At 33.1% G+C, this 25341-nt stretch carries 26 protein-coding genes; 20 read left to right on the forward strand and 6 right to left on the reverse strand.

Annotated features, from left to right (window positions below):
• The first annotated feature begins 20 nt into the window (after positions 1–20).
• The 7 genes from AC2DGP_RS13810 to AC2DGP_RS13840 all read left to right on the forward strand — a co-directional run bounded on the left by AC2DGP_RS13810 (position 21) and on the right by AC2DGP_RS13840 (position 5324).
• Complete coding sequence (locus tag AC2DGP_RS13810; protein ID WP_484490647.1) at positions 21–716, forward strand: DM13 domain-containing protein; 696 nt, start codon at positions 21–23, stop codon at positions 714–716.
• On the forward strand, positions 716–1528 hold the full coding sequence (locus AC2DGP_RS13815; protein WP_484490648.1) for a purine-nucleoside phosphorylase: 813 nt from the start codon (positions 716–718) through the stop codon (positions 1526–1528). Before AC2DGP_RS13810 ends, AC2DGP_RS13815 begins: the two co-directional genes overlap by 1 nt.
• A gap of 49 nt (positions 1529–1577) precedes the next feature.
• Positions 1578–2546 (forward strand): arsenosugar biosynthesis arsenite methyltransferase ArsM, encoded by a 969-nt coding sequence (gene arsM / locus AC2DGP_RS13820; RefSeq protein WP_484490649.1) that lies wholly within the window; start codon positions 1578–1580, stop codon positions 2544–2546.
• 57 nt (positions 2547–2603) lie between these two features.
• On the forward strand, positions 2604–3482 hold the full coding sequence (locus AC2DGP_RS13825) for a sterol desaturase family protein (RefSeq protein WP_484490650.1): 879 nt from the start codon (positions 2604–2606) through the stop codon (positions 3480–3482).
• A gap of 38 nt (positions 3483–3520) precedes the next feature.
• Positions 3521–4354, forward strand: coding sequence for a hypothetical protein (locus AC2DGP_RS13830; protein WP_484490651.1), 834 nt, complete (start codon positions 3521–3523; stop codon positions 4352–4354).
• Between the two features lie 174 nt (positions 4355–4528).
• Positions 4529–5179 carry a transporter substrate-binding domain-containing protein gene (locus tag AC2DGP_RS13835; protein ID WP_484490652.1) on the forward strand — a complete coding sequence of 217 codons (651 nt, stop codon included), beginning with the start codon at positions 4529–4531 and terminating at the stop codon, positions 5177–5179.
• Entirely contained in the window at positions 5145–5324 is a 180-nt protein-coding gene (locus AC2DGP_RS13840; protein WP_484490653.1) for a hypothetical protein, read from the forward strand. The genes AC2DGP_RS13835 and AC2DGP_RS13840 overlap by 35 nt, the downstream gene beginning before the upstream one ends.
• Positions 5325–5387: 63 nt before the next feature.
• On the opposite strand, the gene AC2DGP_RS13845 is transcribed toward AC2DGP_RS13840, so the two are convergent.
• From AC2DGP_RS13845 to AC2DGP_RS13855, 3 genes are read right to left on the reverse strand one after another with little or no spacing between them, the layout of a single operon-like run.
• The gene (locus AC2DGP_RS13845; protein WP_484490654.1) at positions 5388–6656 is read right to left on the reverse strand and encodes a POTRA domain-containing protein; all 1269 of its coding nucleotides are present in this window, start codon (positions 6654–6656) and stop codon (positions 5388–5390) included.
• Between the two features lie 4 nt (positions 6657–6660).
• Positions 6661–7674, reverse strand: coding sequence for a glycoside hydrolase family 113 (locus AC2DGP_RS13850; protein WP_484490655.1), 1014 nt, complete (start codon positions 7672–7674; stop codon positions 6661–6663).
• Positions 7675–8559, reverse strand: a complete 885-nt coding sequence (locus AC2DGP_RS13855; protein ID WP_484490656.1) for a hypothetical protein — start codon at positions 8557–8559, stop codon at positions 7675–7677.
• A gap of 214 nt (positions 8560–8773) precedes the next feature.
• Between AC2DGP_RS13855 and AC2DGP_RS13860 the strand changes: the two genes are divergently transcribed.
• The 7 genes from AC2DGP_RS13860 (at position 8774) to AC2DGP_RS13890 (ending at position 17099) form a co-directional block, all read left to right on the forward strand.
• Complete coding sequence (locus AC2DGP_RS13860) at positions 8774–10105, forward strand: NAD(P)/FAD-dependent oxidoreductase (protein ID WP_484490657.1); 1332 nt, start codon at positions 8774–8776, stop codon at positions 10103–10105.
• Between the two features lie 9 nt (positions 10106–10114).
• The gene (locus tag AC2DGP_RS13865) at positions 10115–11728 is read left to right on the forward strand and encodes a 4Fe-4S binding protein (RefSeq protein ID WP_484490658.1); all 1614 of its coding nucleotides are present in this window, start codon (positions 10115–10117) and stop codon (positions 11726–11728) included.
• 10 nt (positions 11729–11738) lie between these two features.
• The gene (locus tag AC2DGP_RS13870; RefSeq protein WP_484490659.1) at positions 11739–12212 is read left to right on the forward strand and encodes a toxin-antitoxin system YwqK family antitoxin; all 474 of its coding nucleotides are present in this window, start codon (positions 11739–11741) and stop codon (positions 12210–12212) included.
• Positions 12213–12250: 38 nt separating this feature from the next.
• Complete coding sequence (locus tag AC2DGP_RS13875) at positions 12251–12970, forward strand: glycosyltransferase family 2 protein (protein WP_484490660.1); 720 nt, start codon at positions 12251–12253, stop codon at positions 12968–12970.
• The gene (locus AC2DGP_RS13880) at positions 12970–14520 is read left to right on the forward strand and encodes a cellulose synthase family protein (protein WP_484490661.1); all 1551 of its coding nucleotides are present in this window, start codon (positions 12970–12972) and stop codon (positions 14518–14520) included. Before AC2DGP_RS13875 ends, AC2DGP_RS13880 begins: the two co-directional genes overlap by 1 nt.
• Positions 14513–15847: an MptA/MptB family glycosyltransferase gene (locus AC2DGP_RS13885; RefSeq protein WP_484490662.1), complete on the forward strand. Its 1335-nt coding sequence runs from the start codon at positions 14513–14515 to the stop codon at positions 15845–15847. The genes AC2DGP_RS13880 and AC2DGP_RS13885 overlap by 8 nt, the downstream gene beginning before the upstream one ends.
• A gap of 205 nt (positions 15848–16052) precedes the next feature.
• Positions 16053–17099 (forward strand): LacI family DNA-binding transcriptional regulator, encoded by a 1047-nt coding sequence (locus AC2DGP_RS13890; RefSeq protein ID WP_484490663.1) that lies wholly within the window; start codon positions 16053–16055, stop codon positions 17097–17099.
• 92 nt (positions 17100–17191) lie between these two features.
• Here AC2DGP_RS13890 and alaS read toward each other — a convergent pair whose 3' ends face one another.
• Positions 17192–19828 carry an alanine--tRNA ligase gene (gene alaS, locus AC2DGP_RS13895; protein WP_484490664.1) on the reverse strand — a complete coding sequence of 879 codons (2637 nt, stop codon included), beginning with the start codon at positions 19826–19828 and terminating at the stop codon, positions 17192–17194.
• A gap of 157 nt (positions 19829–19985) precedes the next feature.
• Between alaS and AC2DGP_RS13900 the strand changes: the two genes are divergently transcribed.
• The 6 genes from AC2DGP_RS13900 to AC2DGP_RS13925 all read left to right on the forward strand — a co-directional run bounded on the left by AC2DGP_RS13900 (position 19986) and on the right by AC2DGP_RS13925 (position 23978).
• Positions 19986–20957 (forward strand): M23 family metallopeptidase, encoded by a 972-nt coding sequence (locus AC2DGP_RS13900; protein ID WP_484490665.1) that lies wholly within the window; start codon positions 19986–19988, stop codon positions 20955–20957.
• Positions 20957–21286 carry a MerR family transcriptional regulator gene (locus AC2DGP_RS13905; protein WP_484490666.1) on the forward strand — a complete coding sequence of 110 codons (330 nt, stop codon included), beginning with the start codon at positions 20957–20959 and terminating at the stop codon, positions 21284–21286. The genes AC2DGP_RS13900 and AC2DGP_RS13905 overlap by 1 nt, the downstream gene beginning before the upstream one ends.
• Before the next feature lie 116 nt (positions 21287–21402).
• Positions 21403–21999: a LemA family protein gene (locus tag AC2DGP_RS13910; protein WP_484490667.1), complete on the forward strand. Its 597-nt coding sequence runs from the start codon at positions 21403–21405 to the stop codon at positions 21997–21999.
• Positions 22000–22001: 2 nt separating this feature from the next.
• On the forward strand, positions 22002–22439 hold the full coding sequence (locus AC2DGP_RS13915) for a TPM domain-containing protein (RefSeq protein ID WP_484490668.1): 438 nt from the start codon (positions 22002–22004) through the stop codon (positions 22437–22439).
• Between the two features lie 20 nt (positions 22440–22459).
• Positions 22460–23155, forward strand: a complete 696-nt coding sequence (locus tag AC2DGP_RS13920) for a Bax inhibitor-1/YccA family protein (protein ID WP_484490669.1) — start codon at positions 22460–22462, stop codon at positions 23153–23155.
• 31 nt (positions 23156–23186) lie between these two features.
• On the forward strand, positions 23187–23978 hold the full coding sequence (locus AC2DGP_RS13925) for a TPM domain-containing protein (protein WP_484490670.1): 792 nt from the start codon (positions 23187–23189) through the stop codon (positions 23976–23978).
• Position 23979: 1 nt separating this feature from the next.
• Here AC2DGP_RS13925 and AC2DGP_RS13930 read toward each other — a convergent pair whose 3' ends face one another.
• Positions 23980–24513, reverse strand: coding sequence for a DUF1697 domain-containing protein (locus tag AC2DGP_RS13930; RefSeq protein WP_484490671.1), 534 nt, complete (start codon positions 24511–24513; stop codon positions 23980–23982).
• A 93-nt stretch (positions 24514–24606) separates the two neighbouring features.
• The gene (locus AC2DGP_RS13935) at positions 24607–25338 is read right to left on the reverse strand and encodes a head GIN domain-containing protein (protein WP_484490672.1); all 732 of its coding nucleotides are present in this window, start codon (positions 25336–25338) and stop codon (positions 24607–24609) included.
• Positions 25339–25341: the final 3 nt, after the last annotated feature.

Raw genomic sequence — 25341 nt, forward strand, 5'->3', positions numbered from 1 at the left:
TTTATGTAAATACGGATAATATGAAAAAACTAATTTTATTAATTGTTGTATTAATTGGGAGTTTTCAATTCACAAAGGGTCAGTGTAGAAGAGTGGCTCAATTCCAAAATGGGCCGGATATTTCAGTTACAGGAAATGCTATTTTGACGTTTTCAATAGATGGAACCAAAACCTTAAGTTTCGATGATACTTTCTCAACTTCTTCAGGTCCTGATTTACATGTGTATTTATCCCAAGAAAATGTAGTTTCTAGTCCAGGCGGTATTTTAGTAACACCAAATACAATTGAGATTGGCGTGTTAAAAAGTCCTACTGGGGAACAAAGTTATGATCTTACCAATAGTACTCCAGCTATTGATTTGGATTCTTATGCATATGTGCATGTACATTGTAAAATGTATGATCATTATTGGGGTGGTGGAGCTTTTGCTGCAGAAACCGGTGCAGATTGTGGTAATTTATCTGTAGCAGATGTTTTGGAATCGGAGTTTTTAATCTATCCAACCGTGATGCAAAAAGAGTTGATTATTTCCTTAAAACCAAATAGAACAGCAAATCTTTCTTTGTATTCTGTTATAGGAGAATTGATTTATAAAGAAGATGGTTTGTCGAAGGAAATAAATTTTATTAAAACCGAAAGTTTACCGAAAGGAATTTATATTTTACAAGTTGAAATAGAAGGTAAATTGCATAGTCAAAAAATTATAAAAAAATAATGATAGAAAAAGTAGAAGCAACCGTTTCTTTTTTGAAAAATGTTGGTATAGAAGATGCTGAGGTTGGTATTATATTGGGTACTGGACTTGGTAAATTAGTTGATTCCATAGCGGTAGAAAAGAAAATCCCTTATAACGAGATTCCAAATTTTTCGGTTTCAACCGTAGAATCTCATGAGGGGAATTTAATTTACGGTAGTTTGGGTGGTAAAAAAATCATTGCGTTGCAAGGAAGGTTTCATTTATATGAAGGATATTCATTTGCAGAAATTGTATTCCCTGTTAGAGTTTTAAAATATTTAGGAGTTCAAAAATTGTTAGTTTCCAACGCAGCGGGAGGAATCAATACAAATTATAAGAAAGGGGAGTTAATGTTGATTGAAGATCATATTAATTTGCAAGGAGGTTCACCTTTAGCAGCAAATGGAATTGAAGCATTTGGCCCTCGTTTTGTTGATATGATTGAACCTTATGATAAGTCGCTTAATGAAAAACTAAAAAATATTGCTCAGGCTAATAAAATTCCTTTGTATGAAGGAGTATATGCGGCGGTAGTTGGGCCTCAATTAGAAACTAGAGCTGAATATAGATATCTTAAAATAATTGGTGCGGATGCCGTAGGGATGTCTACAGTACCGGAAGTTATAGTGGCAAATCAAATGGGGCTGCCTTGTGTTGCCATTTCTGTATTGACAGATGAGTGTGACCCAGATAATTTAAAACCAATAAATATTCCTGAAATTTTGGCTTTGGCGGCACAAGCAGAGCCTAAGCTAGTTACTTTGTTTACTTGCTTGATAGAAGAGATATAAATTAAAGATAATACATACCTAAAATAATAAGAGGTTAAAAAGATATAATATGAGTTATTTAGATACGACACATGATGTTTATAAAGAAGCGGCTTTAACTCCGGATGTTGGACTTTGTTGCACAACAAATCCGATATGGGAGTTACCAGGGTTAAAGATCCCAAAGATCATGCAAGAAATGAATTATGGTTGCGGAAGTACTGTTAATGCTAGAGACTTGACAAACTCACCAAAGATATTATATGTAGGTGTTGGTGGAGGAATGGAATTGTTGCAATTTTCTTATTTCTCACGTCAAAAAGGAGGAGTGATTGGTGTGGATGTTGTAGATGAAATGCTAGAGGCTTCTCGAAAGAATTTTTTAGAGGCTGAAAAACAAAACGAATGGTTTCAAAGCGAATTTGTTGAGCTTGTGAAAGGGGATGCATTAAACCTGAATGTAAAAGATAATAGTATTGATGTTGCAGCACAAAACTGTTTGTTCAATATTTTTAAAGCAGACGATTTAAAAAAGGCGATTTCAGAGATGTATCGTGTTTTAAAACCACATGGGCGTTTGGTTATGAGTGACCCTACTTGCGAACAACCTATGAATGATACATTAAGAAATGATGAAAGGTTACGAGCACTTTGTTTAAGTGGTAGTTTACCAATAGCCGATTATGTAAAGATGCTAACTGATGCTGGTTTTGGTACTATTGAAATTAGAGCTAGAAAACCATACAGAATTTTAGATCCTAAAAATTATCCAACTGACGAGCTGATTTATATCGAATCAATAGAAGTTGCTGCTATAAAAGACCCAATGCCAGAAGATGGACCATGCATATTTACAGGTAAGGCAGCTATTTATTATGGAGATGAAGATTTTTTTGATGATGGAAAAGGACATACTCTTTTAAAGAATCAACCATTGGCCATTTGTGATAAAACCGCAGCAGCATTGCAGTCTTTAAATAGAGATGATATTTATTTTAGTGAATCTACTTTTCACTATGATGGAGGAGGTTGTTGTTAAAACAAGGAGTTATAAGTATCTTTATCCTAGTCATAAACAGACTAGGATTTTTTTTAAATGATAGAGATTTGGAACTTATTTAAATATTCATTCCTTGGATATGGGAATTATCTAATCCAAGATATATTAAATCCCTCCTGGGGGAGTTACTTTTATGCTTTGATAACTATATCTGTTGTGGTTTGGATGTTAGAAGTTTTCTTTCCATGGAGAAAAAAGCAAGGAATATTTAGAAAAGATTTTTGGTTAGACTTGTTTTACATGTTCTTTAACTTTTTTATTTTTAATCTTATTGTTTTCATTGCTTTATCGTCAGCAGCAGAAGCGTTTTTTATAAAAGTGCTATCGTTTTTTGCTCTAGATTTAACATCCCTACAAATTGTAGATTTGAATGAGTATCCTCTATTATTGCAGTTGTTTTTATTTTTTATCATTACCGATTTTGTGCAATGGGCAACCCATAGAATGCTGCATAGTACACCTTGGTTATGGAATTTTCATAAGGTACATCATTCCGTCAAAGAAATGGGTTTTGCTGCGCATTTACGCTATCATTGGATGGAAACATTAGTTTATCGGACTATGTTATATATTCCACTTGCGCTCATTGGAGGCTTTCAGGTTGAGGATGTAGTATTTGTGCATTTGATAGCCCTAACCATTGGACATTTGAATCATGCAAATATAAAGTTGCATTATGGCCCCTTAAAGTATCTTCTAAATAATCCGGAAATGCATATTTGGCATCATGCAAAAGTATTGCCATCATCACATAGGAATGGAGTGAATTTTGGTATTTCTTTAAGCGTATGGGATTATTTGTTCAGAACAAATTATATTCCTGATAATGGCATGGATATTGAATTAGGCTTTGAGGGAGATGAGGAATTTCCAAAAGATTTTATCCAACAAGAGGTGTATCCTCTAAAAAAGTAAAGACTTTTTTTGAATATAAAAAAATATAAATTTTTAGAATGAAATTTACGATTATAGGAGCATTGATTTTTGGTGTTGTCATGTGTTCATGTGACCAAAAAAAATCAGAAAAAAAAGGAAATAAAGATGTTTCAGTAGAGAGACAAGTAGCGAATTCTTTTCAAAACAAAGGACATGAACTTGTGTTTCAAATGGTCCAAAAAGTGGGAGGTTATGAAAAACTTCAAGAGAAAAGAGATGTAGTATATACTTATACCTATCAAACTCCGGACGGCGCTATTGATATTTCTAAAGAACAGTATTTGTTTGATGGGGAATTGTCTTATGGTAAATACCATAGGCATGAAAGAACCCTGTCTAATTTTAAGGGAGATATTGAACAAGGGTATGATGGAAACGAATTCTGGCTGAAACATAATGGAAAATTAATCCAAGAAAAAGATGCTTTGAAAAGAGTTGCTTTTAATAGACCAACGAATTTTTATTGGTTTGCTATGATGCAAAAATTGTTAGATCCAGGTTTGATTTACGAGTACCTTAAAGAAACTGTAATTGATGGAATTGCATATGAAATAGTCAAGGTGTCATTTGAATCCGATAAGGAAGAACCGAAAGATACCTATCAGCTTTACATCAATAAAAATACACTCTTGGTTGATCAATTTCTTTTTACGGTAGTCGATTATGGTAAAATGGAACCCTTTTTGATGCAGGTTGAATATGAAAAAATAGAAGGAATATTAATTCCAACAAAACGTAAATATAAAGCTTCTAATTGGAGTGGGGAGATTACTAGGAAACCTTGGATTTATGTTACCTGGTCTCAAATTGAATTTGATAATGGTCTTTCTGTGGAAGATTTTAAAAAATAAGTTTTCAGACGTTTTGTTTTGTTAAAATATTTGTTGGTAAAAAAGAAATTATTAAAAAGGATGTGTTTATATAAATTCACTAGTGAGTTTAATTCTCAGAGTATTGCATGTATTAAAAGAAATTTAGTAGATTTACATTCGAATTATTAAGAAATAAATTAAACCTTATAACCTATGAGAAAATCATTTATTGCATTAGCACTTTTAGTAGTTACTAGTTCTGCGTTCCTTACATCATGTGCTGAGTCAGTTAAACAAAAAACTTTAGATAAAATTTTAGCACAAAAAACAATTGTTGTTGGTACTACGGGTCAGCAATTTCCATTCTCTTTTAATGGAGCTTCTGGTGAGTTAGAAGGGATTGATATTAAAATTGCAGCTCATTTAGCTAAAGAATTAGGAGTAGCTGTAAAATATGAAGTGATGGATTTTGAGAATTTAATTCCTGCGGTTCAAGAAGGTAAGGTAGATATTGTTTTTTCTGGAGTTTCTATAACTACAGAAAGAAATGCAAAAGTTGTTTTTCCGGGAGTATATTTTAAAAGTGGGAAATCTATTTTAACAAAAAGTAAAAAATTATCAAAAGGTGACGCAGAGCATGTAAATGTTCCTACAGTTACTTTGGCAACAACTAAAGGTACCACTAGTGAGGAGTTTGTGAAAAGAAGATTCCCAAATGCTAAATTGGTATTGGTAGAAAACAATGCGGAAGCAATTGCTTTATTAGGAGCTGATGAGGTACATGGTATCGTAGCTGATTTTGAAACTTGTGAAAGTCTTGCTTTTGGATATGAGCAGTTTCCTTTACTACAACAATATTTCTAAATCTACAGAGAAAGAATTTATTAGTCCTGTTATTGCAGCACATGATAATCACTTTACAAATTTAATAGCTAACTATATTACAAGAATCAATGCAGTAGATAAGTCTAGTGTAATTGATGAAATTTGGTATGATTATACTAAATAGGAAGTATTCATAAATAATAAAAAAAGCTCCTTTTTAAAGGAGCTTTTTTTTATGCTTTGGATTTTAAAAATACTGTCCAATTCCAAACACCATTCCATGTCTGTTTTGGGTTAGACCAACTCCATAATCTATTCTAAAAACGGCATTAACAATCTTTTTATGGATAAATCGGAGTCCAAGTCCAGAGAAGACTACAATATTATCAGGATCAATAAAGTCATCAAGGCCACCCCCTGGAGTACGCCATGATCCTGAATCTATAAAAGCATTTCCTTGTATTGCAAAAATTGAAGTATCTACCACTGAATGTCTGTATTCTGCATTCCAAACAATGGAACCGGTACCTCTATCTATAATATTTCCTACTCCCCGAATGTTTACGTTGTTGTCAAGAGCAAAAGGAGCAAAAGGAGAATCATTATTCGTAGCTAAGCCCACTCTTAATCTTGTGGCAAAATTACCACGTGCTTTGATGCGTTTGTAGTAAAGAAAATCATTCCAACCTATCAAAAAGTTTGGTGATGATACGTTGGTCTCAGAAGTCACATATTGAAAGTTAAAAATGTCCTTAAATCCAGATACATACTGGTAGTGGTACTTTAAATTATCATGTTGGTATATTAATTTATATAGTACTTTGTCTTCTATTAATTCGGATACAGGTGGAGTAACATCTTCTTGTTGGGGAACATATTTATAGTCTTCTCTAAATATATTTACCCCGGTACTAAATCTATTTTTGGCATTGATTTCATACAAGGCTAATACTTCGTAAGATGTATTGTTATATTTATAATCTACCGTTCCTTGTTCAAAGAAAACAGGTTCTAAGGAGGTGAAGTTTTGATAACTTATACCTAAACCAAATTTTTTAGAAAACAGATAGGGAGCTTGAAAACTTATTCTGTAGGAATCATAAATATCCTTTTGATAAAAACCTCCTAGAACCATGCCTTTACCAAATAAATTATATTCAGTTAAACCTATTCTATATGCAACTTCTTCATTGTTGGTGGTATACACGTTGAATAAAGGAATTATTGAAAAGTTTTCTTCAATATCAAAAACAACCTTGTATTCATTTTGATCATTTTTTACAGTTTTATAGCTAGCATACGCTACGGCAGGCAGTCTTTTTAAAAACATGATGTCATTTTCAAGAATGACGGAGTCAAGTAGACTGTTCGTTTTAGTGCTAACAACTTTTTTTAGAAAACTTGGTTTTATTTTTTTTATTCCCGAAAATTCAATTTCAGAGATTGTTTTTTCTTGTGCTTTTATAGGGCCAAAACAAAGAAATATAATTATGAAAGAGTAAGCTATTTTATGCATTTAATTATTGTTGGGAAGCAAAGAATTCTTTTACTATTTGTTCTGTTGATTTATTTTGAACGGTAAATCCATTATTATGAATACCACCAGCTTTAGAGTGATCATCAAACCATTTCCAAAGAAAACCACCCTGAAACCATGATTCGTTCCAAAATGATTGAAACAATGCATTTAATGCATTTGCTTGTCCGTTTTCATTGAAGTTCTCATGAGTATCAGAAACCCATGGTTGCTTGGCACAATAATCAATACTTCTATAACCGTACTCGGTAAAGATAATTGATTTTTTATGTTTCTTGTGAAAGTTTTTGAGCTCCGTTTTAATTGGGTTCCAAGCTGCAACTAGTTCTTCAGTAGTTGGTGTTCTAGTGTCGTTTAATGGAAAGTATGCATCAATTCCAATATAATCCAATAGAGGCCAAAATTGAGGGTTTTTATAAGAATCCCAATTGGCCGCATATGTGATTTTCCCTTTGTATATTTTTTTTATTTTAGTGATTAGGTTGAACCAGAACTCTGGTCGTTGGCTGACAAAATTATTTAGTTCTGTACCAATACAAAAAAGCTCCATGTTTGAGTTTTGTGCTAATTCGGCGTAAAACAAAATAAAATTCTCATAATTATTTTCAAGGCTTTTCCAATCTTCTTCATTGGTCATTTTCATATGACCAGTAAACAAGCCTCCTTTGATCCAGATTTGTGGTTTCAACATCCTTTTTATTCCGGCCGTCTTAAAATAGTTTGAAGTACTCTGTACTCCTTCTGCAGTTTCTCCCCACCATTGCCATTTTGTATTGAATTGGAGCATAGGTTTGTGTTCGGACTGCATAAAACCGAAGGGCATCAAGGTTACCCAATTTGCGTTGAGATTGACAACAGGTTGAATGTTTTTAGAGCTTACTTTTTTATTCGAAGCTACAAAACTAACACCGTTAATTAAAGAAGTCCTTTTCTCCTGTGCCTGACAGGAAAAAAGGACCATTGCTATGAAAAAAAATAATAGTTTTTCTAATTTCATTTAGTTAGATATGAATCGAAGCCCTAAGTTAAGGGTTTCTCCGAAACCTGTATCAGATCCTCTTACAAAATTAGTATAGGATACTTCTATATTCAACGCTCTTGTCACCTGATATTTTCCTCCAATTCCTAGTTGCGTATATTCTTGGCTAAATTTATTCCCTAAATCTATCAAAATATATTGTTGCGTTTGCAGGTATACTGTAGATTTTGATGTTGGAAAATAACTTACAAAGGCACTTACAGGAACCCCAAGACTGTTGTTCGCAAAACCTCCTTCAGAGGTTCCATTGTTATCATAAGTATCTTCCTCCCCAAAATTAAATTGTGTATCTAATTCAGTAAATAATTGCCATTTTCCGCTTGGGAATGTGTAATCGTAAAAGAATTTTGTTTCCCATACGTAACTTTTTTTGTCTAGATAAACACCGTTTTCTGTTTCATGATCAATTAATGGAATAAATACCCCAGTTCGAATAGAAAAATTACCTACATTTTTTAAAGGTTGAAAACTAATACTCGGAGCTATGGAAGTGAAACCAGCTCTAGAAACTCCTTCTTCATTGGCAAAGTTTAATGGAGAAAACCAACTTTTTCCACCGATGTTATTTGATTTTACATTGAATACCAATCCTACATTAAAACGCGAGTTTTCACTTACTCCATAAAAGGTTTCAAAGGTTGCCGTAAAGAAATTCTCTCTTGGATGATCTCCTCTAAAAGTGTCTTCTGTTTGGCTATAGAAATTATTAAACCATTTTACGTCTACTTGCCCCTTTTTCAAAAGTTTTGATGGCGTATAGGTCTGAATATTGCTTTCTTGGGCATTTGATATACCCGTTATAAATAATGCTGTGATAAAAATTTTAGTGATGCTCTTAATCATATTAAAAGTTTATTAGGTTCTGGTTAAAAGTATGTTTTAAAGTAAAGTCCTTACAAAAGTATTTTATTTTTAATGATTCTAAATTGAGTGGTTTTTAGTTTTTGAGTTAAGTTCTTGAAATTGTTTCGACCTATGATTTGTAGATTTCTTATTTTTAAGATGCTTACCTAAATATATCAATAATTAGATTTAGAACCTAAACGAACCTAATTTTATGAAACATATTGTAATAATTGGAAACGGAATTTCTGGAGTAACGGCTGCCAGACATATAAGGAAATTAAGTGATCATCGTATTACTATTATTTCGGCTGAGTCTAAGTATTTTTTTTCGAGAACAGCATTGATGTATGTTTTTATGGGACATATGGAGTTTAAGCATACCCAGCCCTATGAAAAATGGTTTTGGCAAAAGAATAGAATAGCACTTGTAGAAGGGAGTGTTGAGACTATAGAAGCCGAGACTAAAAGGTTAGTTTTAACCGATGGTTCTGATATTTTATTTGACGACTTGATTATCGCTACAGGTTCTAAACCTAATAAGTTTGGATGGCCAGGTCAGGATCTTAAAGGGGTTCAGGGCTTGTATTCTAAACAAGACTTGGAAACGTTAGAAGAAAATGCCAAAGATTGTAAAAGAGCAGTAATAGTTGGTGGAGGGTTGATTGGGATAGAAATGGCAGAAATGTTGCATTCTAGAAATATTCCAGTTACATTTTTAGTAAGAGAAAAAAGTTTTTGGAATGGTGTTTTGCCAGATGAGCAATCAGAGATTGTCAATAAAGAAATTATAGACAACCATATTGATCTTAGGTTAGATACAAGTTTAAAGGAAATTATTTCTGATGAAAAAGGAAGAGCAAAAGCGATAGTTACTGACAAAGGAGAAACTATCGAATGTAGTATAGTCGGTTTAACTGCGGGTGTAAGTCCGAATATCGAATTTATAAAATCATCAGCGATATACACAAATAGAGGTGTGTTGGTCAATGAATTTTTGGAAACCAATTGCAAAGATATTTATGCGATTGGTGATTGTGCAGAACAACATAATGCAATCGGACAAAGAAGAACCATTGAAGCTGTATGGTATACCGGTAGAATGATGGGAGAAACCGTTGCAAGAACTATTTGTGGAAACACCACAGCATATAAACCAGGGAATTGGTTTAATTCAGCAAAATTTATAGATATAGAGTATCAAACCTATGGATGGGTTTGGGCACAACCAAAAGAAAATGAGGATCGGTTTTCTTGGAAAGATAGCTCAGGAAAAAAAAGTATCATCATAAGTTTTGATAAAGAATCAAAGGAGTTTTTAGGAATTAACACGTTTGGAATTCGATTAAGGCATGAACGTTTTGATACCTGGCTTACAGAAAAGGCCTCTGTTGAAAAGGTTTTGGAACACCTTAAGGATGCTAATTTTGATCCCGAGTTTTTCAAACAATATGAACAAGAAATTATAGAGAAATACAATACTGATTTTAATGCTCAGTTAACAGTAAGAGCTAAAAGTTGGAAGAGAATATTTTTAAAAGCATAAATAGAGAAGATGAAAGCGATAAAAAAAATTGGATTATTTATAAGTCTTATCGGATTTGTGATTTTCACAGGTAGTATATTCACTTCAAAAAATTACGTTTCTCAAGAGGCTTTTGATGGATGGATTTCCTCTAAAAATATCAAAAGTGAATATTTTATAGAGCAAGCTCAAACAAGTATTGTTGCAAAAGAGTTGAGCACCTTTGAGTTGTCGGATAAAATTATTGCATTAGGTAATGCTTCAGATGCATATCAGTTAAGTCAAGAGAATATTGCTTGGGATAAAGTGATGAAACTTAAGTGGAATAAAACTTCTAAAGAATATGTTTATCCTTTGGTAAGAGTTACCACAATTGGTTGGGTTTCTGAAAATCAGTGGCTATTTTTTTGGTTGACCTTTGGTTTGGCTATTTTAGGTGGGTTGATTGCTTTTGGCTCAGATTATAAATTACTGGGGCCAGCAGGAATAAAGAATAACGGAATTATGCAACATGCAGCTACAAATAAAGGTTGGATGGGAATGATTGCATTTATTTATTTTGTTGGGTTTTACATATTGCTATATTTCTTTCCAAATTATTTGATAAACCCGATTTTATCGGTAGATCCAATTAGTAAAAGCTTAAGTGGAAACCCTTCTAGTCAATGGTTTTTATATGGGTTTATGTATTGTTCTGTGATGACAGTTTTTGCGGTACGTATGTTTATTAAATATAGACACAACGCCTATCAAATGGTGAGAACTGGAGTAGTATTGTTCTTTCAAATTGCATTTGCATTTTTAATTCCTGAAATTTTAGTTGCCTTTAATAAACCTTGGTTTGATTTTAAAAATGCATGGCCGTTGGATTATGATTTATTTTTTGATTTGAATAAAGATTGGGGATTATTAGGTCAAGGTCAAATAGGATTATTTATGTTGGTTTGGGGAATTGTTTTGACCTTGATAGTGGTTCCGATAATGGTCTATTTTTATGGGAAAAGATGGTATTGTTCCTGGGTTTGTGGTTGTGGAGGCTTGGCTGAAACTTTAGGAGATCCTTACCGTCAATTGTCAGATAAATCTTTGTTCTCGTGGAAAATTGAGCGTTGGTTGATTCATGGAGTTTTGGTTTTTGCGGTTGGGATGACTGGTTTGACGCTCTATACCTATTTTGCTGAAATAGAATCATGGCAAGAAATTGCTTTTGGCATTACCGCATATGATGTGCAATCTAGTTATGGATTTTTTATAGGGTCAATTTTTTCTGGGGTGATAGGTACTGGGTTTTATCCAATTATGGGGAATAGAGTTTGGTGTCGTTTTGGATGTCCGTTAGCAGCATACATGGGACTGGTTCAGAAATTTAAATCAAGATTTAGGATTACTACAAATGGCGGACAATGTATTTCTTGTGGAAACTGCTCTACGTATTGTGAACAAGGAATTGATGTACGATCTTATGCTCAAAAAGGTCAAAATATAGTTCGTTCTTCTTGCGTTGGTTGTGGAGTCTGTTCTGCTGTTTGTCCAAGAGGGGTATTAAAACTTGAAAATGGTCCTACAGAAAATAGAATAGATCAAAACCCTACTTTATTGGGGAATGATGTAGATTTATTAAAGATGATAAAAGAAAACAAATAGTAGTATTAGTATGTTTCGAATTTTATTTCTGTTTTTTACCTTGAGTATTACAGCTCAAACTTCAAGATTTTATCAGAAAAACAAGGATACTTCTGGTAGGATTGTTAGTGAGGGGTGGATGCTAAATGGAGAAAAATCAAAGTATTGGTACACCTATCATAAGGATAATTCAGTAGCATCAAAAGGACATTTTGAAGCAGGCCTCAAAGAAAAATATTGGTACTTTTACCGCGCGAATGGAAATCTTGAAAAAGAAGGACATTTTGCAAATGATTTGATGACAGATTGGTGGGTGTTTTATGATATAGCCGGGAGTTTAATTTGTAAGATTCAATATAAATCTGGTAAAAAAGAAGGGTATTGTCTTCAATACAATTCTGAAAAAATTGTGAAGATTGAAAAGTTTTCATCAGATGTAAAAGTAGGAGAATGGGATAATCTTGAAAGCTTTCAAAAAGAAAACGATCTAAAAGATTTACTATAAAACAGTGCAATAAAATAATGCCGGATAAAAATATTAAGTTGGAAGCAAATAAAAAATCCCTTGGAAAGGATGTATTGATCAAGGTTATTATACCTGCCTTCAATGAAGGAGATGCTATTGCTAATGTTGTTCGTGATGTTCCAAAAATAGTATCAGAAATAATTGTGGTAGATAATGGGTCTACAGATGCTACCGCGTTGAACGCGAAAAATGCAGGTGCTACGGTTTTGTCAGAAATAAATAAAGGGTATGGATATGCTTGTTTGAAAGGAATGGAGTATATCGCTCAGCAAAACGTGTTGCCTGAGATAGTTGTTTTTTTAGATGGAGATTATTCTGATTACCCAGAGGAATTGGAAAAAATAATTGCTCCAATCCTCGAAAAAAATATTGATATGGTAATTGGTTCTAGAACAGGAGCTTATAGGGAACCTGGTGCTATGACACCACAACAGGTTTTTGGAAATTGGTTAGCAACTCGTTTGATGCGATTGTTTTTTTCTGCAACTTTTACTGATTTAGGACCGTTTAGAGCGATGAAGTATGAAAAACTTCTTGCCTTAGAGATGGAAGATAAAACCTATGGTTGGACTGTTGAAATGCAATTAAAAGTATTGAAGCAAAAAATGACCTACACAGAGGTGCCGGTTACTTATAGAAATAGAATTGGTGTTTCTAAAGTATCAGGAACGTTAAAAGGAACGCTTATGGCTGGGTATAAGATATTAAGTTGGATTTTTAGATATAGTTTAAAATAATGGAAGGTTTATTTTCGGATAATACAATTTATGGAATAGGAGTGGCATTGATGATTGTTTATTTGCTAGCGCTAACTCTAATTTTATCATTTTCTTTTGCTCAATTAAATTTGTTGTTCAATTTTTTGAAATCAAAACGAAAGAAAAATCAGGATGAGAAATATGATTTCAAGGACCCAGATCAGATACCTTTTGTAACGATTCAACTTCCAGTGTATAATGAGATTTATGTGATGGAGCGCCTTTTGAATAAAATGGTGGAATTAGAATACCCAAAAGATAAATTAGAGTTTCAAGTGTTGGATGATTCTACTGATGAAAGTGTTGCCTCTACACGTAAGCAAATAGAAGAACTAAGAAAAAAAGGGCATACTATTGAATATATTCATAGAACAGATAGAAAAGGTTTTAAGGCAGGTGCTTTAAAGGAAGGTCTAAAAATCGCGAAAGGTGAGTTTATCGCTATTTTTGATGCGGATTTTTTACCTGAATCTAATTGGTTATATAAAACAATTCCCTTTTTCAAGAATCAAAAAATAGGGGTGGTGCAAACCAGATGGGGACATATCAACAGAGATTATTCTTTACTTACAAAAATTCAGGCCTTTGCTTTAGATGCGCATTTTACACTTGAACAAGTAGGACGTAACAGTCAAGGGCATTTTATCAATTTTAATGGTACCGCTGGGGTATGGCGTAAAACATGTATTCTAGACGCAGGGAATTGGGAAGGAGATACGCTTACTGAAGATTTAGACTTAAGTTACAGAGCCCAATTAAAAGATTGGAAATTTAAATATTTGGTAGATGTAGAAACGCCTGCTGAGTTGCCTGTGGTAATTAGTGCAGCAAGAAGTCAGCAATTCAGATGGAATAAAGGTGGAGCTGAGAATTTTCAGAAAATGATAAAAAAGGTGATGAAGGCGGATAATCTTTGTTTTAAAACAAAGGCCCATGCCGCATTACATCTTTTGAACAGTAGTATGTTTTTAAATGTTTTTATTGTAGGAGTTTTGAGTATTCCTATGTTGTATCTGAAAAATTATTTTGAAGACCTTAAATTATACTTCGTGGCAATGTCTTTTTTTGCTATGAGTACCTTGATATTTTTTATTTGCTATTGGTTTATGTATAGGGAAATAAAAGGAGGTGGTTTGAAAAATTTCGGAAGTTATTTTTTTATGTTTTTTAAATTTTTCTCAGTTGCAATGGGGTTTTCTTTGCATAATACGGTTGCAGTAACCGAAGGACATTTAGGGAAAAAAAGTGAATTTGTGCGAACACCAAAATTTAATATGCTTTCACTGAAAGATAAATGGAATAAAAATAAATATATTCAGAAAAAATTATCTAAAAGTGTTTTTGTAGAAGGCTTATTGACTTTGTATTTTGGTTTTGGTTTATTGAGTGCCGTATTAGTGGGGTATGTTGGCGATAATAAACTAATACCAAATGAACATTTTGATTTTGGATTATTTCCTTTTCATTTAATGCTTTTTTTGGGCTTTGGTTATGTCTTTTTTCAATCGATAAAATCGGTGAATGAATAAATTGTTTCAAATTATTTCTATCAAATCTGTGTTGGCAATTTTACTTAGTACTATTGCTTATCTCTGGATAGCTTATGGGATAGAAAGAAGTTCTTTTTATTTGTTTATTTTCCTTTATTCAGTATGTTTTATCTCATTTTTATATTTTATTTATAAAAGTGAACAAAATAATAAATCGCTATTTTTTCTTTCACTTGGGTTTAGAGTTTTGTTGCTATTTGCAATTCCAAATTTATCGGATGATTTTTATAGGTTTATTTGGGACGGTAGAATGATATGGGAAGGTTTGAATCCCTATTTGGTTTTGCCCGAAAATGATACCTCATTGGTTGCTGAAGGACAGTTGTTATATGAAGGAATGGGAGCAATGAATGGAAGTCATTATACTTGTTATCCTCCGATAAATCAATTTTCTTTTTTGATTACGGCGATTTTCTTTTCTAAAAACTTACTAGGAGCTACTATAGTGATGCGACTGTTGTTGATTTTGGCAGATATTGGAACTTTTGTTTTTGGGAAGAAAATTTTGAAACTTCTGAATTTACCTTCAAAGTGTATTTTTTTATATTTTCTAAATCCTTTTATAATTCTTGAGTTGACAGGGAATTTGCATTTTGAGGGCTTGATGCTGTTTTTTCTTGCAATAGCCATCTATTATTTACTCAAAAATAAATGGCTTTATTCTGTATTGGCTTTTTCTTTTTCTGTTTCGGTAAAATTGATTCCACTATTATTTGTTCCTGTTTTAATAAAAAGAATTGGTTTTTGGAAAACAGTTGGATATGGTAGTTTTATATTGGGGTTGAATTTCTTGTTTTTCTTGCCTTTTTTAAGTCAGGATTTATATTACAATTTTATGGATAGCATCCATCTTTATTTTCAAAATTTTGAATTTAATGCAAGTATTTATTATATCATTAGGGAGATTGGTTTTCAGGTTAAAGGGTATAATATTATTCACTCTGTCGGGGCTGTTACTCCAATTATTGTGATTGTAGCGTTGGCAATATTATCGATTTTTAGAGAGAATAAAAATCCAATAATTTTATTGGAAACGATGCTTTTTTCTATTTGCATCTACTATTCTTTGGCATCCATAGTGCATCCTTGGTATGTTGCCATTCCTCTGTTTCTTTCCATATTTACTCGCTATAAATTTCCTTTGGTGTGGAGTTTTATGATTGTTTTGAGTTATGCTGCATATCAGACTAAAGAATACCATGAAAATTTGTATTTGGTTTTTCTGGAGTATGCAATAGTGTATGGGGTGTTTTTCTGGGAGTTTTTCATCCGAAAAAGGAGTCATAAATCCATAGTCGAGTTGTAGTAAAGTTTCTAAATTGTTAGTTAATTGCTCTGATTGCATCAATATTATCCATATTTTTAATTTGATAGGCTTGAATGGAATAAATAGTTTTGAAAACTAAATTAACTTTTATAAATTGTTATGTTTCAAACAAGGTGCTGTTTGGTAATGAAATTTGGCTAATTATAACTATTTTTGCATCCAGTCATAAATTAATTTATTCCATATGAAAAAAATAACTATTAAAGATATTGCAGCGAAATTTGATGTATCTATATCTACGGTTTCAAAAGCTTTGAATGATAGTTATGAAATTAGTGATAAGACAAAAGCTAAAATTCAGAAGTACGCGAAGAAGAAAAAGTACAAGCCTAATTTTAATGCCTTAAGTTTAAAAAATAGACGAACTAAAACAATTGGTGTAGTAATTCCTGATATGTTGAATTACTTTTTTGCACAGGTTTTTAAAGGGGTAGAGAAAAAGGCGAATGAGAATGGCTATAAAATTATTACTTGTATTTCAAATGAATCTTATGATAAGGAAGTAGAAACAATGGAGATGCTTTCTAATGGAAGTATTGATGGCTTTATTGTTTCTATGTCTAAGGAAACGGGAATGAAAAAATGTGTAGACCATTTTAAAGATATGATTGAAGAGGGAACTCCTATTGTTATGTTTGATAGGGTTGCTAAAGATGTTGAATGTGATAAAGTAGTAGCAGATGACTTTGAAGCCGCAATAAAAACGGTAAAACATCTAAAAAATACTGGATGTAAAAACATTGCTTTTATATCTACCATTAGTGATTTAATTGTTGGGAAAGATCGTTACAAAGGATATTTAGAAGGAATGAAAGTTGAAGGGCTTTCTGTCAACGAAAATTTGATATTGAATATCCAAGAAAGTGATTACAAAAAATACGAAGAGATTATTGAACCTCTTTTTGAAAATAATGACATCGATAGTGTGATTGCATCGAGTGAGCAATCGGCTATTGCAGCCATGAAGATTGCTCAGCGTAAAGGCTATAAAATTCCTGAGAATTTTTCAGTAATTGGATTTGCAAATGGATTGTTATCAAGACACTCAAGTCCGAAATTAACAACAGTGAGTCAGCATGGGGAGCAAATGGGAGAAACGGCTGCGCAAATGTTGATAGATCGTTTGGAGAAAAACGAAACAGATATTCCAACTGTAACAGAAGTGATCAGAACGGATTTAGTTGAGCGAAATTCAACAAAAACGTATTTAGAGTTGTCTAAAAGCAATTAAAAAAAATATGATAAAATAAAAAAGGTTCCAATTTGGAACCTTTTTTATTTTATAAACATAACTGCTTTTTAATCCGAGAGGATTTATAATTATTATGCAATATAATCTTTAGCTTTAGAGATAGCCTCAGTCAAGCCAGATGGATTTTTTCCACCTGCAGTTGCAAAGAACTTTTGTCCTCCACCTCCTCCTTGGATAAGCTTTCCTAATTCTCTAACTATTTTACCAGCATCCAATTCTTTTTGTTCTACCAAGTTTTTAGAAATATAACAAGTCAATAATGCTTTTCCGTTTATTTCAGTTCCTGCAAAAAAGAAAAGATTCTCAATCTCATTTCCAAGTTCATGTGCAATGTCTTTTAATGCACTAGCTTCCATATCTATTTGTGTCGCAAGAAAATTAATTCCATTGATGTCGGTAATACTGTTCTTAAGCTGTGTTTTAAGATTTTTTATTTTTTCTTTTACTAGAACTTCAATTTGTTTTTTCAATGCATTATTTTCATCTTGTAGGCTAGTGATCGCTTTTACTGGATCTTTAGCGTTTTTCAAGGTAGATTTTACATCACTAAAAAGTAGGTCTTGGTCTTTATAATATTTTTTAACCGCATCAGACGTAATGGCTTCTATTCTCCTAATTCCAGATGCAACTGCTGATTCTCCAGTGATTTTAAATTGCCATATGTCTGCGGTGTTTTCCACATGGATACCTCCACATAATTCCATAGAGCTACCAAACTTTATAGAACGCACTGTATCTCCATATTTTTCCCCAAACAAGGCAATTGCTCCTTCCGCAATAGCGTTGTCATAGGTGTTGTTTCTATTCTCTTCAAGACTTAGTTTTTCATGGATCCTAGAATTTACAAAATTCTCTATCTCCGTTAATTCATTCGCAGAAACTTTAGAGAAATGAGAGAAATCAAAACGCAATGAAGCTTGATGTACATAAGAACCTTTTTGTTCTACGTGAGTCCCCAATACGCTTCTTAAGGCCTGATGCAATAAATGAGTAGCGGTATGGTTGGCCGCAGATCTTGATCTATATTTAGCATCCACAACAGCGGTATAAGTTGCTTGTAAGTTTTTAGGAAGGTTCTTGGTCATATGAATGATCAAGTTGTTTTCCTTTTTTGTGTCGATTAAATAAGTTACATCTCCATTAGCTGCTTCTAAATAACCTTTGTCACCAACTTGTCCTCCTCCTTCTGGATAGAACGGAGTTTGATCAAATACCAATTGAAATAGTTGACCGTCTTTTTTACTATCAACTTTTCTATATCTAGTTAGTTTTACTTCAGCAGTAATGTTGTCATAACCGATGAATGATTCATTTGTGCTTTCAGCAATTATTTGCCAGTCACCTGCAGTTACCTGAGCTGCAGCACGAGATCTGTCTTTTTGTTTTTGTAATTCAGATTCAAAACCTTTTTCATCTAATTGATATCCTTTTTCACTTAAAATCAAGGCCGTCAAATCAATTGGAAATCCAAAAGTATCATACAATTCAAAAGCTTTTTCTCCAGAGACTGTAGTCCCCTCTGTTTTAGAAATGATATTATCTAACAACAATAAACCTTGATCCAAAGTTTTTAAGAAAGATTGTTCTTCTTCTTTAATTACATTGGTAATTAATTGTTGCTGTGCTTTTAATTCAGGGAAAACTTCTCCTAATTGGTTGCTTAAAGTTTCTACCAATTTAAAAATGAAAGGCTCTTTTGTGTTTAAAAAGGTAAACCCGTATCGTATCGCTCTTCTTAAGATTCTTCTGATTACGTAACCAGCTCCATTATTGCTTGGTAATTGTCCATCAGCAATAGAGAACGCTACCGTTCTTACGTGATCTGCGATTACTCTAATAGCAACACTTACTTTTCCGTTTGATTCTGTAGGAATAGAGTTTTTATCGTATACAGAATTTGTAATGGTTTCTATCTCTCTAATTAAAGGAGTAAAAACATCTGTATCATAGTTAGACTGTACATTTTGCATAGCCATACACAAACGTTCAAATCCCATTCCTGTATCAACATGCTGTGCAGGAAGTTTTTCTAAAGAACCATCTGCCTTTCTGTTGAATTGCATAAATACAAGGTTCCAAATTTCTACTACCTGAGGGTGGTCCATATTGACTAAATCACGTCCAGATACTTTTGACTTTTCTTCTGGAGTACGAATATCAATGTGAATTTCAGAACATGGTCCACATGGCCCTTGCGCACCCATTTCCCAAAAGTTGTCCTTTTTATTCCCCATAATAATTCTATCTTCAGGTACAATAGCTTTCCATAAGTCAAAAGCTTCTTGATCTAATTCAAGTTTATCATCATCAGAACTCCCTTCAAATACACTTACGTATAAAGAGTCTTTGTCTAATTTTAATCGATCTGTTAAAAATTCCCATGCCCATTCAATTGCTTCTTTTTTAAAGTAGTCTCCAAAACTCCAGTTTCCAAGCATTTCAAACATGGTATGGTGGTAAGTGTCCATTCCTACTTCTTCCAAATCGTTGTGTTTACCAGAAACACGTAAACATTTTTGTGTATCCGCAACTCTAGAATTTGTAACCTCACGCTGCCCTAAAAAATATTCTTTAAATTGGTTCATACCCGCATTGGTAAACATCAATGTTGGGTCATCTTTTAAAACGATAGGTGCAGAAGGAACAATTTTATGTGATTTTTCTTCAAAAAAGTTTAAAAATTGCTGTCTTATTTCTAATGATTTCATGTGTTACTATTCTTTATGTGAACAATTAAAAAAATGCTAATTCCCCTCGCTTATTGAGTAGTTATAAAACATTTTGTAAATTTGCATTTGTTCTGTTTGTTTTTAAGCGCACAAAAGGGCTTGCAAATGAGGATACAAAAGTACTATATTTAGCAATATGGCAAAAGTAAAATTTTATTACGATTCAGAAACCCTTTCTTATCAAAGAATAACGGTAAAAAGAAGCACTAAAATAAAGAACGGTTTGCTATTTACAACCGCTGTTGGTTTGATTGCTTTCCTTGGTTTTATTGGATTTAGTTATGTGATTAAATCTCCAAGTCAGTTAGATGATGAGCGCGAGTTGGAAAACTTAAAATTGCATTATGAACTATTATCTAAAAGAATTGATGAAGGGACTTCTGTTCTAGAAGAAATTCAAGAAAGAGATAACAATATTTACCGAGTTTACTTTGAAGCAGAGCCAATCTCGAAAGAAGAGCGTATGGCAGGTTTTGGAGGGATCAATAGGTACAAGTCTTTAGATGGGTTTGAGAACTCAACGATGATTAAAGATGTAACCAAAAAAATTGATGTTTTATCTAAGCAGCTAGTAGTGCAATCAAAATCTCTTGATGAAATTATTGGAATGGCTAAGAACAAAAAAGAAATGTTAGCTTCCATACCAGCAATTCAGCCTGTTGCGAATAAAGATTTAAAGAGAATGGCTTCTGGTTTTGGCTATAGAATTCATCCAATTTATAAAACAAGAAAATTTCATTGGGGAATGGATTTTTCCGCTCCGAAGGGAACACCAATTTATGCTACAGGTAATGGAAAGATTGAAAAGGTTACAAAGTCTAAACGAGGTTTTGGAAATTATGTGAAAATTGATCACGGTTTTGGCTACAAAACATTATATGGTCATATGGAGAAATATACAGTTCGAAAGGGCCAGTCGGTTAAAAGAGGTGATTTAATTGGGTATGTTGGGACTTCAGGGACTTCCACCGCACCGCACTTGCATTACGAAGTAGTGAAAGGGAATAGAAAGGTAAATCCGATTTATTATTATTTTAATGATCTTACCCCAGAGGAGTATGATATGATGTTGGATATGGCTTCAAAAGAAAATCAATCTTTGGATTAATGGAAGTTGATTTACCAGAAAAAAGATATTACAAAATAGGTGAGGTGGCGAAAGCTTTTGATGTGAATACCTCTTTGATCCGCTTTTGGGAAAAAGAATTTGATATCATCCAACCTAAAAAAAATGGAAAAGGAGATAGAATGTTCACGCCTGTGGATATTAAAAATTTTAAATTAATTTATCATTTAGTTAAAGAGAAAGGTTTTACCTTAGACGGAGCTAAGAAAAAATTAATAGCAGAGCCGGAAACTACTAAAAAAAATCTTGAAATTATTGAAAGATTACAAAAGGTAAAGGCAGAATTACTCAAGATCAAAAACGAACTTTAAATTATTTCAATCACATTAGTGAATTGCCAATTTCGGCAAAAAACTGACAAAATATCAGTAAAAAAATAATTGGTATGTATATTGAACCGTTGTGTTTATAAAAAACAAAAATAAATATGGATAAATTAAAAAAGTGGTTGCCTTTAATTATTGTAGCTGTAGTTCTGTTATGGGGATATAGCTCGTTTAAGGGCTTTAATAATACAGCTGTTACGTATCAAGAGGATGCAAAAACAGCATGGTCAAATGTTGAAAGTTCATATCAAAGGAGAGCTGATTTAATTCCAAACTTAGTAAATACTGTAAAAGGATATGCTTCGCATGAAAGTGAAACTTTAGAGGCTGTTATAAAAGCCAGAGCTAGTGCTACAAGTACTAAAATTGATGCAAGTAATTTGACTGAAGAAAATATGGCTTCTTATCAAAGAGCTCAACAAGGATTAGCAGGAGCTTTAGGGAAGTTAATGGTTGTGGCAGAAAAATACCCTGATTTAAAAGCGAATACTAATTTTTTAGAGTTGCAAAGTCAATTAGAAGGAACTGAAAACAGAATTAATGTGGAAAGAAATAGGTTTAATGGATTGGTAAATACCTATAATAAACATATTAAATTATTTCCGAATTCCATTTATGCAGGACTTTTGAATTTTGAAGAAATGAGTCGCTATAAGTCTGCAGAAGGAAGTGAAAAAGCACCTGAAGTAAAATTCTAGTTATGCCAAATACAGAATATCATTTATCGGAGCAAGAGGAGTTAGATGTGGTAGAGGCGATAAAATCTGCTGAACTGAATACTTCAGGAGAAATAAGGGTACACATTGATCCAAGTTCGGATAAAGAGGCCTTGGAAAGAGCCAAGGAAGTGTTCTTTGAGTTGAAGATGAATGAAACCGAGCAGCAGAATGGTGTGTTATTTTATTTAGCTACAAAAGAGCACAGGTTCGCTATTTTAGGGGATGCTGCAATTGATAAAGTTGTTTCTAATGATTTTTGGGATACGACGAAAGAGTTGGTGATAAAGGAATTTAAAAAAGGTGATTTTGCAAAAGGCTTGCAGCTAGGAATTGAAGAGGCAGGTAAAAGATTAAAAGAGTTTTTTCCTTATCAAAAAGATGATATTAATGAATTGCCTGATGAAATTTCAAAAGGGTAAATAAAATAAAAATAAGAATTATGAATACAGATGTTTTATTACAAAGAGAGCAAATAGAAGCAGCTTTTATTTCAAAGGTATATGGTTGGATGAGTGCTGCATTGGTTATTACAGGAGTCGTGGCTATGTGGGCTGCATCAACACCTGCAGTATTGAGTGCAATATTTCCAGCATCAGGAAGTATGCTTCCTTTTTATCTGTTGATCGGAGCAGAGTTTGGAGCTGTGATTTTTCTATCAGCAAGAATTAATAAAATGACGGCAGAAACAGCAGGAATAGTGTTCTTGTTATATTCTGTTTTGAATGGATTGACGCTTTCTATGGTGTTTTTAATTTATACAAGTTCCTCAATTGCATCAACGTTTTTAGTAACGGCTGCAACCTTTGGGGTGATGAGTGCTTATGGATACATGACAAAGAAAGATTTAACTTCTATTGGAAACCTTGCATTTATGGCATTGATTGGTTTGATTATTGGTTCCGTAGTGAATCTGTTTTTACAGAGCGAAGTAATGTATTGGGTTATCACTTATGCAGGTGTTTTAATTTTTGTAGCCTTAACGGCATATGATACTCAGAAAATTAAAAGAATGGCTTCTTATGCGGATGATGCAGAGGTTTCAAAAAAGAAATCGATTTTAGGTGCTTTGACCTTGTATTTAGACTTTGTAAATCTATTCTTGTATTTACTTCGTTTCATGGGGGACCGTAAATAAATTACATTGATTAATAACTAATTTCAGTCATTTGAAAGTAAAAAAAATAGTACCCATCCTTTTGTTTGTTATCGCCACGATAACCGGTGGATATTCTCAAAGTAGTATTCCGGAAGCTCCAAAAAAGCAGACGAGTCTGTATGATTATGCGAACTTGCTTTCTAAGAGTGAACAGCAGAGTTTAGAGTATAAATTATTGCGCTATTCTGATTCAACTTCCACTCAGATTGTGGTTGTTACAATGACTTCAATAGGTTCTAACCAGATAGCAATGTTTGCTACGGAGTTGGCTCATAAGTGGGGAATTGGTCAAAAGGGTAAAGATAATGGAGTATTAATACTCGTAGCAAAAAATGAACGAAAAGTTAATATTTCCACGGGTTACGGAGTTGAACATTTGCTTACAGATGCAGTGTCTAGGAGAATAATAGAAAATGTGATTACACCTAGATTCAAGTCAGGGAACTTTTATGCCGGTTTAGATGCTGGAAGTGAATCTGTTTTTAAAGTGCTTAGTGGTGAGTTTAAAGAAAATAGAAAGAAAAAATCTACATCTAATGAATCCTCTAAACTGAAAGGTTTTTTTATTTTTATCGTATTGGTATTGTTTTTTATATTCCGAAATCGAGGGAATAAAGGTGGCGGAAGAGGGGGAAGACGTAATGCTTCTTCTGATATTTTGACAGCAATATTATTTAGTAATATGGGAAGAAGTAGTGGTGGTTTTGGAAGTGGAAGCTCCGGTAGCTTTGGAGGCGGTGGTTTCTCCGGTGGTTTTGGAGGTGGAGGCTTCGGAGGTGGTGGTGCCAGTGGTAGTTGGTAGTTCAGGCTTTAGATGCTAAATCTATTAATTTTGAGATGGTATTGTAGTTTCTAGTGGTTCCTAAAGTTTTAAATTTCTTTTCAAAATATTGATTCGACAATTTTGTTTTTCCATATCCATTGAGGCACTGAATATAAACCGTATCGTTATAGACCTTAAAATTATCTCCATGGAGTTGGGTGATTGTTTTTGAAACTGATTCAGTCTTGTTGATTCCATTAGCTAGAAAACTAAAATACAATTGATTTGTTTCAAAAGAAGGAAAAGGAATGTTTGCTAAGAGATTTTTTAATTCAAGTGCTGATTTTACAATGGCAATAGTTTTTATATCAAAGGTTTCTAGTAGTGTTTTTTCAATTGAAATCTTGATCTGAGAGCCTTTGAATTTACAATGTGGTATTACAATATTGCCACTTTGAATGTAAGTTTGAATTTTCGGATATTCATTTTCCAAGGCAAGTTTTAAATCTTGCATTTTTAGTTTGTTTTTTCCTGCGACATTTATTGCTCTTAAAAAAATGATATAATCTTGCATATTTAAATTTTATCAAATATAAAAAAATGCCTTTAGCTGTATGTCTAAAGGCATTTGTAAATCAATCTAAACCAAAGATTGCTTTCTGAGGCTCTACCCAGCAGAAACGTTTCCACCCGAAGATGTTTTTCTTTCAATGTTTTTAGGATTTCCTTTGTGGTTGATACTTCCGCCACTACTTGCTTTTCCTTTTAATGATTCAGTTGCGGTCACTTTAATATGAGAACCGCTACTTGCTTTTGATTCAACATTTTTGGCATTTAAATGATAAGCATTTATGGTGCTACCGCTACTCGAGTGCGCTGAAAAATTAGAAGCTCTACCTTTTAGGTCTATTTGAGATCCGCTGCTTGTACTTGAGCTAAGCTTATTAGTGTTGACTTGTAAATCTATATGTGAACCGCTTCTCGATTGAATGGTTAGATCATCGCTTATTAAAGTGTTTTCAGATAAAACACGAGCACCACTATTTGTTTCTATGCTTGAAATTTGATTCACAGTTAAATAAACATTCCGAGCTTTGGAATTTTTAATATTTGGCTCACAGAATATTTTTAATGTTCCGTTTTTAAGTTGTGTTTTAATCAAAGGCATTAAGTTTTCGTCAGTTTCTACTGTTAATTTTTGATTGTTTCCCATGCTTAGGTATACAGAGATTCCCTCATGTACTTCTATTTTTGTAATAGATTCCGTAATTGCTCTTTCCTCTGAAATGACTTTTTTATTTCCTTTAACAGAGTTTGTCTGATTAAAATCTACCTTGCAGCTAGTAAAGATTATAAATAGTGAAAGTAGCAGGGTTGCTTGTTTTGTAAATCGTTTCATAAT

The organism is Flavicella sp. IMCC45537, assembly GCF_057197705.1.